This window comes from Pseudomonas sp. 37 R 15 (genome assembly GCF_900004865.1).
Taxonomy (GTDB): domain Bacteria; phylum Pseudomonadota; class Gammaproteobacteria; order Pseudomonadales; family Pseudomonadaceae; genus Aquipseudomonas; species Aquipseudomonas fluorescens_AM.
The window spans coordinates 38,089-54,109 of the sequence record NZ_CVTV01000033.1 but is presented as its reverse complement, the minus strand read 5'-3'; the positions used below and the strand labels follow the sequence as shown (position 1 = coordinate 54,109).

At 60.1% G+C, this 16,021-nt stretch carries 20 protein-coding genes; all 20 read left to right on the top strand.

Going from position 1 to position 16,021, the window contains the following annotated elements:
• The first annotated feature begins 37 nt into the window (after positions 1–37).
• The 20 genes from BFQ04_RS10945 (at position 38) to BFQ04_RS10850 (ending at position 16,017) form a co-directional block, all read left to right on the top strand.
• Positions 38–595 carry an HGGxSTG domain-containing protein gene (locus BFQ04_RS10945; protein WP_065950830.1) on the top strand — a complete coding sequence of 186 codons (558 nt, stop codon included), beginning with the start codon at positions 38–40 and terminating at the stop codon, positions 593–595.
• On the top strand, positions 582–1,883 hold the full coding sequence (locus tag BFQ04_RS10940) for a terminase large subunit domain-containing protein (protein ID WP_065950829.1): 1,302 nt from the start codon (positions 582–584) through the stop codon (positions 1,881–1,883). The genes BFQ04_RS10945 and BFQ04_RS10940 overlap by 14 nt, the downstream gene beginning before the upstream one ends.
• The gene (locus BFQ04_RS10935; protein WP_065950828.1) at positions 1,880–3,298 is read left to right on the top strand and encodes a DUF4055 domain-containing protein; all 1,419 of its coding nucleotides are present in this window, start codon (positions 1,880–1,882) and stop codon (positions 3,296–3,298) included. The genes BFQ04_RS10940 and BFQ04_RS10935 overlap by 4 nt, the downstream gene beginning before the upstream one ends.
• Positions 3,273–4,358: a minor capsid protein gene (locus tag BFQ04_RS10930; protein ID WP_065950827.1), complete on the top strand. Its 1,086-nt coding sequence runs from the start codon at positions 3,273–3,275 to the stop codon at positions 4,356–4,358. Before BFQ04_RS10935 ends, BFQ04_RS10930 begins: the two co-directional genes overlap by 26 nt.
• Positions 4,359–4,439: 81 nt before the next feature.
• Entirely contained in the window at positions 4,440–5,168 is a 729-nt protein-coding gene (locus BFQ04_RS10925; RefSeq protein WP_065950826.1) for a hypothetical protein, read from the top strand.
• Positions 5,169–5,180: 12 nt separating this feature from the next.
• Positions 5,181–6,143: a major capsid protein gene (locus BFQ04_RS10920; protein WP_065950825.1), complete on the top strand. Its 963-nt coding sequence runs from the start codon at positions 5,181–5,183 to the stop codon at positions 6,141–6,143.
• A gap of 46 nt (positions 6,144–6,189) precedes the next feature.
• Positions 6,190–6,639: a CTP synthase gene (locus BFQ04_RS10915; RefSeq protein ID WP_256544576.1), complete on the top strand. Its 450-nt coding sequence runs from the start codon at positions 6,190–6,192 to the stop codon at positions 6,637–6,639.
• The gene (locus BFQ04_RS10910) at positions 6,639–7,142 is read left to right on the top strand and encodes a DnaT-like ssDNA-binding protein (RefSeq protein ID WP_065950823.1); all 504 of its coding nucleotides are present in this window, start codon (positions 6,639–6,641) and stop codon (positions 7,140–7,142) included. The genes BFQ04_RS10915 and BFQ04_RS10910 overlap by 1 nt, the downstream gene beginning before the upstream one ends.
• 17 nt (positions 7,143–7,159) lie before the next feature.
• A complete protein-coding gene (locus BFQ04_RS10905; protein WP_065950822.1) occupies positions 7,160–7,531 on the top strand; it encodes a hypothetical protein in 372 nt (123 codons plus the stop codon).
• The gene (locus tag BFQ04_RS10900) at positions 7,528–8,124 is read left to right on the top strand and encodes a hypothetical protein (RefSeq protein ID WP_065950821.1); all 597 of its coding nucleotides are present in this window, start codon (positions 7,528–7,530) and stop codon (positions 8,122–8,124) included. Before BFQ04_RS10905 ends, BFQ04_RS10900 begins: the two co-directional genes overlap by 4 nt.
• Positions 8,121–8,537 carry a phage tail terminator-like protein gene (locus BFQ04_RS10895; protein WP_065950820.1) on the top strand — a complete coding sequence of 139 codons (417 nt, stop codon included), beginning with the start codon at positions 8,121–8,123 and terminating at the stop codon, positions 8,535–8,537. Before BFQ04_RS10900 ends, BFQ04_RS10895 begins: the two co-directional genes overlap by 4 nt.
• Before the next feature lie 72 nt (positions 8,538–8,609).
• Positions 8,610–9,266 carry a phage tail protein gene (locus BFQ04_RS10890; protein WP_065950819.1) on the top strand — a complete coding sequence of 219 codons (657 nt, stop codon included), beginning with the start codon at positions 8,610–8,612 and terminating at the stop codon, positions 9,264–9,266.
• Positions 9,267–9,269: 3 nt separating this feature from the next.
• Positions 9,270–9,650 carry a phage tail assembly chaperone gene (locus BFQ04_RS10885; RefSeq protein ID WP_065950818.1) on the top strand — a complete coding sequence of 127 codons (381 nt, stop codon included), beginning with the start codon at positions 9,270–9,272 and terminating at the stop codon, positions 9,648–9,650.
• A 17-nt stretch (positions 9,651–9,667) separates the two neighbouring features.
• A complete protein-coding gene (locus BFQ04_RS10880; protein WP_012724063.1) occupies positions 9,668–9,970 on the top strand; it encodes a DUF1799 domain-containing protein in 303 nt (100 codons plus the stop codon).
• 27 nt (positions 9,971–9,997) lie between these two features.
• Positions 9,998–13,072 (top strand): phage tail tape measure protein, encoded by a 3,075-nt coding sequence (locus BFQ04_RS10875; protein ID WP_065950817.1) that lies wholly within the window; start codon positions 9,998–10,000, stop codon positions 13,070–13,072.
• A complete protein-coding gene (locus tag BFQ04_RS10870) occupies positions 13,072–13,410 on the top strand; it encodes a phage tail protein (RefSeq protein ID WP_065950816.1) in 339 nt (112 codons plus the stop codon). The genes BFQ04_RS10875 and BFQ04_RS10870 overlap by 1 nt, the downstream gene beginning before the upstream one ends.
• 11 nt (positions 13,411–13,421) lie before the next feature.
• The gene (locus BFQ04_RS10865) at positions 13,422–14,174 is read left to right on the top strand and encodes a phage minor tail protein L (RefSeq protein ID WP_065950815.1); all 753 of its coding nucleotides are present in this window, start codon (positions 13,422–13,424) and stop codon (positions 14,172–14,174) included.
• Positions 14,175–14,176: 2 nt separating this feature from the next.
• Positions 14,177–14,950 (top strand): C40 family peptidase, encoded by a 774-nt coding sequence (locus BFQ04_RS10860; protein ID WP_065950814.1) that lies wholly within the window; start codon positions 14,177–14,179, stop codon positions 14,948–14,950.
• Between the two features lie 348 nt (positions 14,951–15,298).
• The gene (locus BFQ04_RS29650) at positions 15,299–15,466 is read left to right on the top strand and encodes a hypothetical protein (RefSeq protein ID WP_175413276.1); all 168 of its coding nucleotides are present in this window, start codon (positions 15,299–15,301) and stop codon (positions 15,464–15,466) included.
• A 194-nt stretch (positions 15,467–15,660) separates the two neighbouring features.
• Positions 15,661–16,017: a VOC family protein gene (locus tag BFQ04_RS10850; protein ID WP_065950812.1), complete on the top strand. Its 357-nt coding sequence runs from the start codon at positions 15,661–15,663 to the stop codon at positions 16,015–16,017.
• Positions 16,018–16,021 lie beyond the last annotated feature (4 nt).

Here is a 16,021-nt window from a genome sequence, read left to right as displayed (position 1 = left end):
ATTCATTCGCGAAACACCCCATGAATGAGGCTTAGCCATGGCCCTATGCGGCGCAAAGAAGCGCAGCAACGGGGAACCATGCAAGCGACATGCTGTTCCGGGTTCCTCTCGCTGCAAGCTACACGGCGGGGCTGCCACCAAGGCCAACAAAGGCAATCAGCACGCCCGCAAGCACGGAATCTATTCGGACACTCTGACCGCTGATGAGCATGGCCTCTGGGATGACATCGGCATCGGGACGCTCGACGACGACATCAAGATCGCCAAGCTCCAGTTGCGTCGGGCGCTGATGGCCCAAGCCAAGGCTGAAGCGGGTGACGGGCTTGTTCTGGATATGGAGAGCATCCACACCCAGGCGACCGAACCGGTTGAAGAGGGCCAAGAGCCGAAAGAGCCAGGCCGTCCATCAATGACAACGCAGCGTCGACGCCAGGGCTATGAGGACATCATCAACCGCCTGCTGGGCCGTATTGGTGACCTTGAGTCCAAGCGCGCCGACATGATCAAGAAACTCGACCCTGAAGACGAAGGGCCATTGCCTCAGCGCATCGAAGTAGTGGTGACTGACGCGAGACGCCCGAATGCCGAGCCTTAACGTACCTCAAGCCCAGTTCCTGGCGCTGCCTCACAAGTTCCGCGCCTTCGTGGCCGGGTTTGGCTCTGGCAAGACCTGGGTAGGTTGCTCGGCGCTTGGGAAACACTTTTGGGAGTGGCCGCGCATCAATGCCGGCTACTTCGCTCCGACATACGCCCAGATCCGCGACATCTTCTACCCGACAATGGAGGAAGTTGCGCACGACTGGGGGCTTCGAACTGAGATCAATCAGTCGAACCATGAGGTGCACGTCTACAGTGGCCGGCAATACCGCGGCACCGTGATATGCCGATCCATGGAGAAGCCTCAGACAATCGTCGGTTTCAAGATTGGTCACGCGCTGGTCGATGAGCTCGACGTGATGAGCTTGGTCAAGGCGCAGCAGGCCTGGCGAAAGATCATCGCCCGGATGCGCTACAACGCCCCAGGCTTGCGCAACGGCGTGGACGTAACGACGACGCCTGAGGGCTACAAGTTCGTCTATCAGCAATTCCTGAAGCAGGTGCGCGACAAGCCTTCTCTTGGTGATATGTATGGCCTGGTGCAGGCCAGCACGTTCGACAACGAATTGAACCTGCCACCTGACTACATCCAGTCGCTGATGGAGTCGTACCCGCCGCAGTTGATCCTGGCCTATCTCAACGGCCAGTTCGTCAACCTGACGTCCGGTTCGATTTATCACTCGTACGACCGCAAGAACAATCAGTGCTTCGACACTGTGCAGCCTGGCGAGCCCCTGTTTATCGGCATGGACTTCAACGTTGGCAAGATGGCAGCGATAACCCACGTCAAACGCGACCAGGGCTTGCCCAGGGCCGTGGATGAATTGATCGACGGCTACGACACGCCCGACATGATCCGCCGCATCAAAGAGCGGTACTGGCAGCACGACGGCAACGACTTCAAAAAGACCTGCGAAATCAGGATTTACCCTGACGCCTCGGGTGACTCACGCAAGTCCGTGAACGCCAGCATCACCGACCTCGCCATGCTCAAGCAGGCCGGGTTCACGGTCATCGCCCCAGCGGCTAACCCGCCGGTGAAGGACCGTATCAACGCAATGAACGCCGTCTTCTGCAATGCGCAGGGCGAGCGCCGCTACCTGGTCAACCCATTCACCTGCCCAACCTATGCCGATGGCCTGGAGCAGCAGGTGTGGGGCGCGAACGGGGAGCCAGATAAAACCGCCGGCATCGATCACGCGAACGACGCCGGCGGCTACTTCATCCACCGCGAGTACCCGATCATCAAACCGGTCACCGCTATCAAAATGGGATACGCCCGATGAGCAACGACGTCTCCTTCAAGCGAGCGGAATACACGGCAGTGCTGGACCGCTGGGCGACCGTTCGCGACGTCTGCGCGGGCCAGCACCGGGTTGTCGATCGGCTCCCGTACATCAACGCGCACGACAAGTCGCCGGAGAACGAAGACCGGAACCGGGCTTACCGCGAGCGGGCGGTGTTCAAGAACGCCACCGGGCACACTCGAAACGGGCTGCTAGGCCTGGCCTTCCACAAGGATCCGACGCTGACGGTCCCTAAAAAGCTGGAATACCTGCAGGACAATGCCAACGGCTCCGGGGTGAGCATTTACCAGCATTCACAAGGCACGCTTGAGAAGGTGCTTGAGGCTGGCCGCCACGGCCTGTACGTCGACTATCACCAAGACGAGGGCATCGGCGGGCACTCGGTGATCCTGTCGTACTGCGCCGAGGACATCATCAATTGGCGTACGGGTATGGTGAACGGCCATAGCGTGTTGACGCTGGTGGTGCTGCGCGAGTCGCCGGAGATCCCGGAAGGGTTCGGCTACAAGACAGCTGAGCAGTACCGGGAACTTGCGTTGGAGGACGATGGCTTTGTGTGCCGTGTTTGGCGCCGGTCCGGTCCGAAAGGCGGCGGGCCACTGGCAGTCATTGACGAGTTCAAGCCCGAAGGCGTAACCGGTCGCCTCAAGGAGATACCGTTCACCTTCGTCGGGGCGCAGAACAACGACCCAAGTATCGACGAGTCACCGCTATACGACATCGCGATGATCAACCTGGGCCATTACCGGAACAGTGCCGATTACGAAGATAGCGTCTTCTGGTGTGGCCAGGCTCAGCCGTGGATCTCTGGCTTGGACGAGCAGTGGCGCGACTGGATGGAGAAAAACGGCGTCTATGTCGGCTCCAGGGCGCCAATGATGCTGCCGGCCGGCGGCCAATTCGGTTACGCGCAGCCCTTGCCCAACACGCTGGTCAAAGAGGCGATGGCCGACAAGAACCAGATGATGATCGAACTGGGCGCCCGGATGGTGGTTGCATCTCTGTCGTCCAAGACGGCGACCGAGGCCCGCGGCGACCAATCGGCGTCCACTTCGGTGCTTGCCGGCTGCGTGGCGAACGTCAGCGAGGCATACACCCGGGCGATCATGTGGTGCTGCGCCTACGTGGGAATCGCTGACAAGAAGGTCGCCTACCAAGTGAATCAAGAGTTCGTCGAACTGACGGCTGATCCGCAGATGATCACGGCCTTGGTGGGCTTGTGGCAGAACGGAGGCTTCGCGAAAGCTGACCTTCGAGCATATCTGCGCAAGCTTGGGCTGATCGCACCAGAGCGTACCGACCAACAAATCGACGGCGAACTGGAAGAGCAGGGCGACGGTCTGGGCCTGGACGACGAGGAAAAACCAAATGGCGGTAAATCCGGCAGTACTTGATGCCACGATCCGGCACGCGGTCTTTCTCGAGAAGCTGAAGGCAGGGGAGGTCGGTAAGTTCGCCCCTTTCCTCAAGGAGATTGATCGATCGATCCGGGATCGGCTCACCCAGTCGGACCTGACCGAGTACAACGTCAAGCGCCTGGAAGCGCTGCTGAAGGAGGTGGATAGCCTACTGCTGGGCATCTTCGACCGCTACAGCGTGCAACTGAACCTGGACCTGGTGGACATCGCCAACTACGAGGCCGAATTTGAGGCGACCAACATTGCCAGGTCGGCGCCGGTTGGCGTGTCGCTCGATGTGGTAGCACCAACGGCTGCTGCGATCCGTTCGGCAGTGCTGACGAATCCGCTCAGTGTGCGCGGCACAGGCGGCGGGAAGCTGCTGAAGGCCTTCATCAAGGGTTGGACCGGTGCAGAGCGTGAACGGGTTACCGGCACCATCCGGCAGGGCTTCTTCGAAGGGCAGACGAACTTCCAGATCATCCGCAACATTCGCGGTACCAAGGCGGCAGGATACAAAGACGGCATCCTGGCCACCACCAACCGCAATGCCAGCACGGTCGTTCACACCGCCATTCAGCATGTGTCGTCCCAGGCGCGGATGGAGGTGGCCAAGGCCAACACGGATATCGTGGAAGAGATCCAGATGGTCGCCACGCTGGATAGCAAGACCAGCCAGCAGTGCCGCTCAATGGACAAGCGTAAGTTTCCAGTGGATTCCGGGCCAAGGCCTCCGTTTCACCCGAACTGCCGTACGACGTTCGTTTTGCTCACCAAAATCAGCGCCATGTTCGCCAAAGGAGCTACGCGGGCTTCAGTGGGTGCTGACGGCGGGCAGCAGGTAAGTGCTGATCTCGATTACTACCACTGGCTCCAGCAGCAGCCAGCCTCGTTCCAGGATGTCGCCATAGGTCCCGTGCGGGCAAAGCTGTTCCGGGAGGGCGGGCTGACCGTCGAGCGCTTCACTGAGCTGCAGCTTGATCGCAACTTTGCGCCGCTGACCCTGGTGCAGATGAAGGGGCTGGAGCCGCTGGCCTTCGAGCGAGCAGGGATCTAACCGAACAAATTCAATCAGCCGCCTCCGGGCGGTTTTTTATTGCCTGCAAAGCGGGCGAACAAACCCAAGGGGTGCATCAACGTGGCAGAAGAAAACGAAATCGACCTGGAAAACCCGGCAATCAAGGCCGCTATCGCGACTGCCGTTGAAGCATCTGTATCTGGTCTCAAAATCAAGAACTCGGAGCTTCTGGGCAAGCTGAAGGAAACCTCCGGCAAGCTGACCCAGTTCGAAACCCAGTTTGAAGGCATCGATATTGACGCCGTCAAAGGCCTGCTCAGCCGCGCCGGGCAGGATGAAGAAACCAAGCTGCTGACCGAGGGTAAGGTGGACGAGGTGTTCAATAAGCGCACCGAGCGTCTGCGTGGCGAGCACGACAAGCAACTGAAGACGCTCGCCGGTCGCGCTGAGAAGGCTGAAGCCTTCGCCGCGAAGTTCCAGGGCAAAGTCTTGGGCGACTCGGTACGCAGTGCAGCACTGAAAGCCGGCGCATTGCCGGAAGCAACCGACGACATCATCTTGCGCGCCAAAGGCGTGTTCTCACTGAACGAAGAGGGCGAAGCGGTTGCTGTTGACGAGAATGGCCAGACCATCCTCGGCAAAGACGGCAAGACCCCTCTGACCCCGCTCGAATGGGCGGAATCCCTGCGTGAAAGCGCACCTCACCTGTGGCCAAGGGCTTCAGGGACACAAGCCCCGGGCGGGGGTGGCGGCCAGGCTGCATTCAAGCGCTCCGAAATGACCTCCGAGCAAAAGCGCGACTACCAGCGCAAGCACGGCCAAACCGCATATCTGCAATTGCCCAAGTAAGGGGAAACACCCATGGCGACAACCGTCAACAGCGACCTGATCATCTACAACGATGAGGCGCAAACCGCATACCTGGAGCGCGTCCAGGACAACCTGGATGTGTTCAACGCATCCTCCAACGGCGCCATCGTCCTCGACAACGAAATGATCGAAGGCGATTTCCGCAAGCGCGCTTTCTACAAACTCGGCGGCGGCCTGGATCACCGCGACGTCAACTCCGAAGCCAAAGTGGTTTCGAAGAAGATCGGCGCCGGCGAAGCTGTAGGTGTGAAGGCACCGTGGAAATACGGCCCATACCAGACCACCGAAGAAGCGTTCAAGCGTCGCGGCCGCCCGGTAGATGAGTTCTCCCAGATCATCGGCGTTGATGTGGCTGACGCTACCCTGGAAGGCTTCATCCACTACGCCACCGCAGCTCTGCGTGCCGCGATCGGCTCCAACGCTGGCATGGTTGTCTCGGCCAACATCGAAACCGACGGCAAGAAGACCCTGACCCGCGGCATGCGCAAATTTGGCGACAAGTTCGGCCGCATTGCCCTGTGGGTCATGCACTCGTCGGCCTATTTCGACATCGTGGACGAGGCGATCGCGAACAAGGTCTACGAGGAAGCCGGCGTAGTCATCTACGGCGGTCTGCCTGGCACGCTGGGCAAGCCAGTGCTGGTGACCGACACCGCACCGGCTGACGTGATTTTCGGCCTGCTGCCGAATGCCGTTGTGATCACCGAGTCGCAGGCGCCAGGCTTCCGGTCCTACGAGGTGAACGATGAAGAGAACCTCGGCATCGGCTACCGCGCAGAAGGCACCGTAAACATCGACGTGCTGGGCTACAGCTGGAAGGAAACCACTGGCGGTGCCAACCCAACCCTGGCCGCTGTTGGTTCGGCCGCCAACTGGGTCAAGCACTCGGACAGCAACAAGGTCACTGCTGGCGTGATGATCACCCTGACCACCACGCCGCCTGCCGCCGGCTGATACCTACCACAAGACGCGGCCAGCAATGGCCGCCATGGAGAGAATCATGGAACTCGTTTATAGCAACCAGCTGGGTGACTTCGACCCGAACAAGCGCTACCGCAATCCCGATCTATTCCGCGCGGTGGAGCGTGGCGTGACCAAGGTCGTTATCGTGGGCGATTACCCTGAGATCAAGGCCGCCTACGATGCCGCCGAGATCGAGGTGGAGGTACAGACCCGCAAAACTCCGGTTACCTCCGCTGCTGGCAAGGCAAGGACTGCCAAGGACAAGGTACCTGCCGGGAAAGAGAGGACGGGCAACAAAGTGCTGACCGGTAGCACCAACGGCACCATCAAGGACGGCACCGAAGACGAGCCGGTCTATATTCCGAAGCTGGAATCGAACGACCAGTGGATCATCATCACCCGCGACGGTGTACGATTCGGCGAGTTCGTCGGCACTGCCGATGAAGCGAAGGCCGAGGCTGATCGCCTGAACGAAGTCAAGGAGTAATCATGCTCATCATCGAGGACGGCACTGGCAAGCCTGACGCCGAAAGCTATGCGAGCGCCGAGGATCTGGCCCTGTATGCCGTGAAATTCGGCGCGGTCATCCCTGCGGGCGCTCCGGCGCAAGAGGCGTTGCTTCGCCGGGCCGCCTTGGTGATGGATGGCATGACCTGGAAGGGCCGCAAGTCGAATAGCGAGCAGGCTTTATCCTGGCCGCGCCGGGAAATACTGCTGGATCACGAGATCAAGCCGAACAACTACCTCCCGGCGCGCATCCAGTACGGCCAGATGGCCCTGGCTGCCGAGATCCATCAGGACGACATCGACCCGGTGGAGAAGCGCAAGGGCGCTGTGCTGCTGGATCGTGTTGAGGGCGCGGTGACGCGGCAATATGCGGCTATCCCGTCCACCAGCAACCGGCTGTTGCCGGCGGCACCTGATCGGCCGAGCGCAACGCAGTTCGCCGACTACCTACAAAAGCGCGGGCTGTTCGCAATCCGCGCATAGCAGCAACGGAGACCACCATGGCCACCTTCTACGACGAAATGGCCGTGATGGCTCTGGAGATGATCACAGAGTTCGGCCAGCCCGTGACCATCAGCAAGACGGAGCCGGGCGAGTATGACCCAGAGACGGGCGGGCAAGCGCCGGGGGCACCAGTCGAGCAAACCGCCCAGGGCATCCTGCTCGACTTCACCGGCCTCGAATTCCAGAACAACAGCCTCATCAGGCAGGGCGACAAGAAGCTCAAGATCGCCGCGCAGGGTTTGACCTGGGTGCCGGGTCTGCTCGACAGGGTGGTCGCCCAGGGCCGAAACTGGTTAATCGTGCCGCCGCTGAAAGAGATTAACCCGGCCGGCACGCCGATCTTGTATGAGCTGCAGGTGCGATCGTGAGCCGGGCAGGTGCCGGACAATCTGGCAGCTTCGCCCTGAGCCTGGCTGAGTTCGCCGCGCAGACCAGTGAAGCCATCGACGCCAGTGTGCGCGAGATCATCATCGAGGTCGGCAGCAGCCTGATCCGCATGTCTCCCGTGGGTAACCCGGAGATTTGGGCGGTGAACGCAGTGGCGACCCAGTACAACAAGGCCGTCGACGACCACAACAGCGCGCTGCGCAGTGACCCGGACAACCTCACGAAGGGTGGCAGGCTCAAGAAGGGCCGCAAGCTCAATGACGGCATGGACATCAAGGCGCCCGAAGGCTACGTCGGCGGCCGGTTCCGTGCGAACTGGCACATCTCGCTCGGCGTGGTCGAGAATGTCACCTTTGACGATGTAGACCCGAGCGGCGCCGAAACCACTGCAGCGCTGGTGGCCGCAATGAGCGACTTCACCGCCGGCCAGATGGCCTACATCATCAACAACTTGCCCTACGCGATCCCGCTGGAGTTTGGCCATTCCACCCAGGCCCCCGGCGGCATGGTCCGGGTAACCGTGGCTCGCTTTCAGCAAATCGTGCTGGAGGCCATCAGGAACAACCAGGTATGAGTCACGCAATCATCACCTCGATCTACGAGGCCAAGCTGATCGCTTGGAGCGCTGGCAGGGCGGACAAGCTCAAGATCGTGTTCGAGAACACGGCCTACGCGCCGGCAGACGGCGAGACCTACCTACGAGCCTTCACCATTCCCGGGGATACCGCCAGTAACACGCTCGGCGGAGATCACCGGCTGTTCAAGGGAGTGTTCCAGGTGAGCATCATCGCGCCGGCCGGCACCGGCAAGACCAAGACGAATCCAATCGCAGCAGAACTGACCGACCTGTTTCCTATTTACGCGCGGGACACGAAGGGTGCGGTCACCGTGGTGACCATGTCGCCAGTTGACCCGGGGCCAGGCATCACCGGCGATTCGACCTACACCGTCCCGGTCTCGTTCTTGTACCGGGCCGACACCAACTGATCCCGCCCATTGGGCAAACCCTAAGACCCGCCATCGAGCGGGTTTTTTCACATCTGCAAAGAGGAAATACCCATGGGCTACAAAATTCCCGACGGCGGCACCTTTCAGCACGGTGCCACTTATGGCCCTGATATCCCGTTTTCGGCGCTGAGCAATGCGGCAGAAGCCGTGGCTACAGTCACAGGCGGCACCCTGTCGGCTGGCGACATCGTGATTGTCACCTCCGGGTGGACCCGCCTGGGGAATCGCGTTGTGCGCGTCAAAGCTGCGACAGCTACTGCAATCACACTCGAAGGTATCGACACCAACGACCTGCAGGTTTACCCGGCAGGCTCCGGCATCGGCTCGCTCAAGAAGGTGCTGACCTGGGTGCAAATTCCACAAATCACCGACGTCAATTTCGCTGGCGGAACCCAGAATTATCTCGATGTGGCGTTTCTGGAAGACAAGCAGGGACGCCAGATACCGACTGACAAGGCTGCCGCGAGCCTGGCGCTGACCATCGCGGATGACCCGGCCCAAGCATTCAACGCCATTCTGCGCGCAGCGGATGCCAGTCAGACCATTCAGGCTGCGCGCTTGAACCTGCCTGGCAACGACACGCTTTTCTACGGCGCTTTCACCTCGTTCTCCAACCAGCCGACCGTGTCCCGTAGCAACCTGCTGACCCGGACTGTGAACCTGGCGCTGCAGGGCGAGCCAACCCGTTACCTGACTTCGGTGGCTTAATCCATGGCAAAGATCAGAATTGCCCAGAACCCGACGTTCAAGACCCTCGTGTCGATCCCGATCGTAGGGGGTGAGCCCGAGAAAATCGAGTTCACCTTCAAGTACCGGGATCGAGCCGAGCTTGCCGCTCTTTTCGATGAATGGAACGACAAGCGCAAGAAGGCACAGGCTGCGCTGGGCGATAAGCCGTCATGGTCGGAAATTGTTGCTGTGGATACTGAGCAGCAAACTCAGCAGATCAAGGACTTGGTGGTTGGCTGGGGCTTCGATGACGAATACAACGACGACAACATCGTCGCATTCGTGAAGTCCTGCCAGGGCGCTGCCGAGGCTGTCGTCAAGGCTCACGAGGGTGCATACAGTCAGGCCCGCCTGGGAAACTGACCGACGCTGCCCGCGCCATGTACTCGCCAAGCGTGCCCGACGCAATTATCGGCATGTTCGGCCTTGCCCCTGGCGATCTGGTTGAAGAAGTGGAGGTCTGGCCATGCAACTGGCCGGCCTTCCTCCTGTTCAACCGCATGTCCACCCAGTGGCGAGCAGGCGCAGGCGGCGCGATCGGTCTCGACTACAGCTGCATCCGCGACGTGGCCGGTTTCCTCGGCATCAAGAAAAAGAAACTCGCTGAAATCTTCCCTGACCTTCAGGTTCTGGAAGGCGAAGCCCTGCGCGTTATGGCGGAGGAAAGGGAAAACAGCCCGTGACCACGGGCACTTATTCAAGGTGAGTCGATGAACATTGCAGAACTCGGCGTCAAGATCGACTCGGCCGATGCAATCCAGGCTAAAACGAGCCTGGATGAGATGGCGAAGGCCGGCGGCCGGGCCGAGCAGTCCGCCGTTTCGCTGATGAATGAAATGCAGGCGCTGGAAAAGTCGCTGTCCACCAGCGCCAAAACTACCCAGGACCTGGCAAAGCAGCGCGACGCGCTCGCCAAGCTGACCAAGACCGGCGCCTACGGCGAGGCCGAAGCGGCGAAGATATCCGCGCAGCTCGACAAGCAGCAGGTGGCGCTGGCCAAGTCCGCTATGGACGAGCAGAAGGCGCTGAACAGCCTGCTGGGAGCCATTGACCCGGCCCGCGCGGCGCTGGCAAAGCTGGACAACCAAGTCGAGCAGTTGGGCAAGCACCTCGACGAGGGCCGGATCAGCCAGGACCAGTACAACAGCGCCCTGAGCAAGATCGACAAGGATTACGGAAAGCTCGAAAAGACCGCCACCGGTTTCGACAAACTTCGTCTAGGCACCCGCCAGGCGCAGGAAAACGTCGTGCAGTTGGGTAACGCGCTGTCGTCGGGCGACTGGGGTAGCGGCGTTCGCGCCGTCGCTCAGTTGGGCGCCGGTGCTGGCGCTGGTGCGGCCGGTCTGCTCGCCATCCTGGCCCCGCTGGCGTTGGCCACCGCTGCTGTGGGCGGCCTTGCATATGCCTATTACAGGGGCAGCGAGGAACAAGACAGTTACAACAAATCGCTGATCCTCACCGGCAATTATGCTGGTACGACATCCTCGGCCCTTGGGGCAATGGCAAGGCAAGTTGGCGACACCGTTGGTACCACTGGCGCGGCAGCCGAAGTTCTTGCGCAGTTGGCGGGATCCGGCAAGATCGTAAGCAGCAGCTTCGAGCAAATAGCGGTTGCAGCCCTGTCGTTCGAGAAGGCTACCGGCAAAGCGGCGTCTGAAACCGTCAGTGAGTTCGTGAAGTTGGCGGATGACCCGGTAAAGGCAGTCGTTGCGCTCAATGACAAGTACAACTTCCTCACGGCCGCCGTGTACACCCAGATTCGGGCCTTGCAAGAGCAAGGTGACACCCTTGGTGCTCAGCAGTTGGCAGAGAGTTCCTACGCCGATGCTCTGATTCAGCGCGCCGACACCATCACCAGCAACTTGGGCACAGTAGAAAGCGCTTGGAACGCAGTTAAGGGGGCTGCCAAGGGAGCCTGGGACGCAGTGCTCGATATCGGGCGCGAGGATACATTTGACCAGAAGTTTGAAAAGCTCGCTGACCGACTGAACACGCTACGCAACGCCAAATCGAACCCCATGGTCCTGGGTGACAACCCTGACATGATGATGCTCAGTGGCGGCGAGTCGGGCGCCCAAGGCGACATAACATCCTTCCTGCAGAAGGAAGTGGATGATCAGGCAGAAGCACGCCGGAAAATGTTCCAGGACCAGGATATCCAAGCGGGTACGAAGGCCTATGAAACACTGCAAAACAACCTCGACGCCACCGCCTCAAAGTCAACGAAACTGACCAAGGCACTCGAGGAAAATCAAAGGCGTATCGCTTCCGCGCGACAGGCAGGCTACACGTTCACTCCTGCTGAGGAAGCGGCTCTAGAAAAACAGACTCGCGAAAAGTTCAAAGATCCAAAAACCGCCAGCACCCAGGTCGATCTGACCGCATTCAATAGCGCCAAAAACAACCTGGCCGACATCGTAAACGACTACAAAAACGCCCAGAAAGAACTGGAGGCGGCACAGAAGTCCGGGCTGGTATCGCAGGGCGACTACGCCACGCGCAGCGCAGCGCTGATCAAGCAGGAAAGCGTGGACGTGGCGGCCGCCTACAGTGCCGAGATCAGCGCCCTGGAGGCCACCAAGGCCAAGAAGTCCACGACCGCCGCCCAGAGCATCCAGATCGATCAATGGATCGCCGACGCCAGACAGGCAATGGTCAAGGCGCAGAAGGATGCCGACAGCCAGCTTGAGGTGTTGGCGACCAACGAGACCGGCCGCCTTGCCAAGCAGGAGCGTTCGATCAGCACATACGTGCAAGCGCTGGGGCAGCAGCAGCGGGCCTTGGAGCTGGCAGGCCAGCGCGCAGTGCTTGGCGTGGGCCGTGGCGACCGGCAAAACGCTCTCAGCGGCGAACTGAACAGCCAGCAAGATCGGTTTGCTCAGCAGACGCTGGAGCTTGCGAACCAAAAGTCCGATCCGTCGCGCAAAATGTCGGAGGGAGAGTTCAAGCGGAAGTCTCAGGCGCTCGCCGACGCGAACAAGGCCGCCACTGACCAGATCCGGCAGAACTACGTGGATGTGGAGAGTGCGCAGGGTGATTGGACCAAGGGCGCTACGGCTGCCTGGGAAAACTACTTGGACTCGGCAAAGGACATTGCAGGCCAGACGAAGAGCCTGTTCGGCAACGCTTTCAGCTCCATGGAGGATTCGATCGTCAACTTCGCCATGACCGGTAAAGCGTCGTTCTCGGACTTCGCCAAATCGATCCTGGCCGATATGGCGCGCATCGCCACCCGTCAAGCGGCGTCGGGATTGCTCGGCTCTCTTGTAGGGCTTGGCGTTTCGGCAGCGGGCGCGTATTTCGGCGGCGGCGCTGCACCAACTTCTGCCGGCTCAACTGCAGCAGGCTACAGCCCTGAAGTGCTGGCAGGCTGGTCCGGAGTCACCCAGGCCAAAGGTGGCGCATGGACGAGCGGCGTCCAAATGTTCGCCGACGGCGGTGCCTTCACCAATTCAGTTGTCAGCAAGCCCACGGCATTCGGCATGGCCGGAGGCAAAACAGGCGTCATGGGCGAGGCGGGGGCAGAGGCGATTATGCCTCTGACCCGTACGTCGAGCGGCAAGCTTGGCGTTATGGCTATGGGCGGTGGTGGGTCTGGCGCAACGCAGATCAATGTAGAAGTGCACATCGATGGTGACGGTAACGCGTCGTCTACTGCTGACGCACCAGGCTACGACCTGTTTGGCAAAGAGCTGGCGACCTTCGTAGAGCAGAAGTATCAAGAGCTGCGCTCGAAGGACATGCGCCAAGGCGGCGTCATCAACAAAGCAATCAAGGGGCGCTGATGGCAATCGAACGATTCACCTGGGCAACGGAGAAGGGCGCGGAGGGCGATATTGCCCAGCGCGTCCGATCCAAGCAGTTCGGCGATGGCTACGAGCAGTCGGTCGAGGATGGCGTGAACAATCGATCGCAGTCCTGGCCCGTCACCTTTACCGGTCTGAAACCGCGAATCAAGGAAATCATGGCATTCCTCGACCGGCACAAGGGTGCGAAGGGCTTCCTGTGGGAGCCGCCCCTTGGCGAGCTTGGCCTCTACAAGTGCAACGGCTACAAGCCGATTCACCGCGGCGGCCAGGTCTACGCCATCACCGCCACCTTCCAGCAAACCTTTCATCCCTGAGATAAATGCCCATGGCACTGATCACGGACATCCAGAAACTGGAGCCCGGCGGCGAGATTCGCCTGTTCGAAATTGACGGTACCGAATACGGCGCGGATTACCTGCGCTTCCACGGTCACGCTATCCCGCACACGGCGGAGGAGCTGCTGGCCTACGAGCATTCTGAGCACGACTTGCCCGCCAAGTCGATTATCTGGCAGGGCGAAGAGTACGCGGCCTGGCCGGTGCAGATTGAGGGTATTTCCTCGAGCAGCGACGGTACCGCCTCCCGACCGACGTTCGCCGCCGGCAACGTCAATGGGCGCGTCACGGCGTTGTGCTTGGCTTTCGAGGACATGCTGAAGTTCAAGCTGACGGTTCGCGAGACCCTGGCCCAGTACCTGGATGCGGCCAACTTCCCCGATGGCAACCCGACTGCTGACCCGACACAAGAAGCGCTGGAAATTTGGTATATCGACCAAAAAACCAGCGAGGACGGCGAGGCTGTGGTCTGGGAGTTGTCTTCACCGGGCGAGATCGATAACCACGGTCTTCCCGGACGGCAGATGACGACGTTCTGCCACTGGGCCATGACCAACGGTTACCGGGGGCCGGACTGTGGCTATACCGGCGCGGCCATGTTCGACGACGAGGATAACCCGACAGACGATCCGGCCAAGGATCAGTGCAAGGGCTGCCTGTCGTCCTGCAAGTTGCGCTTCGGCGAAAACAACGAACTGTCCTTCGGTGGATTCCCCGCCGTTTCCCTGATTGCCCGGAGCTGACCATGCGCAAGCACATCATTGCGGCGGTCCAGGCGCATGCGGCAGCTGAGTATCCGCGCGAATGCTGCGGCCTGTTGCTGGCCGTCGGCCGCGCGCAGAAGTACTTTCCGTGCCGGAACATCGCCACGGATCCGAACGAAGAGTTTCGGCTTGATCCTGAGGATTATGCTGCGGCTGAAGACTTGGGTGAAGTGATCGGCATCGTTCACTCCCACCCGGACGCCACCAGCAGGCCGTCACCGCATGACCTGGCCATGTGCGAGGCCACAGCGCTGCCCTGGCACATTTTGTCGTGGCCCGAGGGCGATATGCGCACGATCACTCCAACGGGCAGCACGCCGCTGCTCAAGCGGCCATTCGTGCATGGTGCATGGGATTGCTGGCAGGTCTGCGCTGACTGGTACCAGCGTGAATGGGGGCTTGAGTTCGAAGCCTTCCAGCGCACCGACGGCTGGTGGGAGAGTGCTGAGAACGCGAGCCTGTACGAGCAACATTACGACGCGGCCGGCTTTGTGCGAGTCGACCGGCCGCAGCGCGGCGATCTGATCGTCATGCACGTAGGGCGGACGGTTCACCCGAACCACGCCGGGATTTACCTGGGCACCGACCCGACTTTACCAGGTGAAGAATCAGGCGCCTTTGGGCCCGGCCCATTCCTACTGCACCACCTGTACGGCAGGCCGTCCGAGATCATCGTTTTCGGCGGCCCGTGGCATGACAGAACGCGCCTGATCCTCAGGCATAACGAAGCTCAGTCCAAGCTGCCCAGCGAATAGATCGAAAATCCGTCTTTCGTTAGATGAGTGACCTCGGTCGTGCCACCAATGTAAACGCGATCCCTGGGCTTTTGGTCCTCCTGTCGCGACTGTGCACGCATGATTTCGGGCGCACACGCAGGGAACGAATTCCAGTCTATTCCCGCCATGCCTATAAGCTCTGGCTTTACGCCAAGCCCATAATCTAAACGCTCGGATTTGAAATCCGACACAGAACGGTAAGCGAATCCATGGATTTTTCCAGAATCGTCGGAAATCCCGAAGTGATAGATCGTTGCAGTTTGGTCTTGGAGGGCGGGGACATGGCGATTCCAGTTCTCTCCAGAGGGCCTGAAGCTCCTGGGGGGCATGAGCATCGACCGCATCTACATCGAGGGCAAAACCTTGGTTATTCACAAGGCCGATCCATCGACTGAAAAGCAGGGCCGATCCGGTAGCGGCAATGATCATGCGCATATGAGGGATCGAGATGGCTTTGCTGGCGAATCCTGGGGGCGTGTCGACGGAATAATGTAAAAGCGTATCCGTGGCCACAATTGCTTCCTTTTCATCCGTGTAGAACAGGAGCGACGACATGGGGCCTCCTGGCCATTTTTTGAGAGCCAGAGGCTACTATCGCAGACGGTTCCGCAGTTACTGGCATTCCATCCACGCTGGATGCCTGGCCAGGATCCGGTCATGATGACGCTTCCACAACAAGGAGGTGAGTCATGGGTGTTCGAGGAAAAGATCATCAGATCGACAATATCGAGTTCAACGTTAGCGATATTGCGCGTAGCAAAGAGTTCTATGGTGCTGCGTTTGGCTGGACCTTCGTAGACTACGGGCCCAGCTATACCGAATTCAGCGATGGTAGGCTCGCCGGAGGATTCACAACGGGAGAGCCTGTCAAGCCGGGTGGCCCGCTAGTCATTCTTTACGGGGATGATCTCGAGGAAACTCAGCGCAGACTCGTTGCAGCGGGCGCCACGATTAGTCGGAAGATTTTCTCTTTTCCTGGCGGCAAAAGGTTTCACTTCATTGACCCGGATGGTTATGAACTGGCGGTCTGGAGTGCGGAAGCATAAACGT

Bases quoted from the DNA above. Each gene is read 5' to 3' on its own strand.
- BFQ04_RS10945 (WP_065950830.1), top strand. From the start codon at position 38: ATGGCCCTATGCGGCGCAAAGAAGCGCAGCAACGGGGAACCATGCAAG.
- BFQ04_RS29650 (WP_175413276.1), top strand. From the start codon at position 15,299: ATGAGCATCGACCGCATCTACATCGAGGGCAAAACCTTGGTTATTCAC.
- BFQ04_RS10875 (WP_065950817.1), top strand. From the start codon at position 9,998: ATGAACATTGCAGAACTCGGCGTCAAGATCGACTCGGCCGATGCAATC.
- BFQ04_RS10935 (WP_065950828.1), top strand. From the start codon at position 1,880: ATGAGCAACGACGTCTCCTTCAAGCGAGCGGAATACACGGCAGTGCTG.
- BFQ04_RS10920 (WP_065950825.1), top strand. From the start codon at position 5,181: ATGGCGACAACCGTCAACAGCGACCTGATCATCTACAACGATGAGGCG.
- BFQ04_RS10860 (WP_065950814.1), top strand. From the start codon at position 14,177: ATGCGCAAGCACATCATTGCGGCGGTCCAGGCGCATGCGGCAGCTGAG.
- BFQ04_RS10885 (WP_065950818.1), top strand. From the start codon at position 9,270: ATGGCAAAGATCAGAATTGCCCAGAACCCGACGTTCAAGACCCTCGTG.
- BFQ04_RS10880 (WP_012724063.1), top strand. From the start codon at position 9,668: ATGTACTCGCCAAGCGTGCCCGACGCAATTATCGGCATGTTCGGCCTT.
- BFQ04_RS10895 (WP_065950820.1), top strand. From the start codon at position 8,121: ATGAGTCACGCAATCATCACCTCGATCTACGAGGCCAAGCTGATCGCT.
- BFQ04_RS10930 (WP_065950827.1), top strand. From the start codon at position 3,273: ATGGCGGTAAATCCGGCAGTACTTGATGCCACGATCCGGCACGCGGTC.
- BFQ04_RS10850 (WP_065950812.1), top strand. From the start codon at position 15,661: ATGGGTGTTCGAGGAAAAGATCATCAGATCGACAATATCGAGTTCAAC.
- BFQ04_RS10865 (WP_065950815.1), top strand. From the start codon at position 13,422: ATGGCACTGATCACGGACATCCAGAAACTGGAGCCCGGCGGCGAGATT.
- BFQ04_RS10915 (WP_256544576.1), top strand. From the start codon at position 6,190: ATGGAACTCGTTTATAGCAACCAGCTGGGTGACTTCGACCCGAACAAG.
- BFQ04_RS10940 (WP_065950829.1), top strand. From the start codon at position 582: ATGCCGAGCCTTAACGTACCTCAAGCCCAGTTCCTGGCGCTGCCTCAC.
- BFQ04_RS10890 (WP_065950819.1), top strand. From the start codon at position 8,610: ATGGGCTACAAAATTCCCGACGGCGGCACCTTTCAGCACGGTGCCACT.
- BFQ04_RS10870 (WP_065950816.1), top strand. From the start codon at position 13,072: ATGGCAATCGAACGATTCACCTGGGCAACGGAGAAGGGCGCGGAGGGC.
- BFQ04_RS10905 (WP_065950822.1), top strand. From the start codon at position 7,160: ATGGCCACCTTCTACGACGAAATGGCCGTGATGGCTCTGGAGATGATC.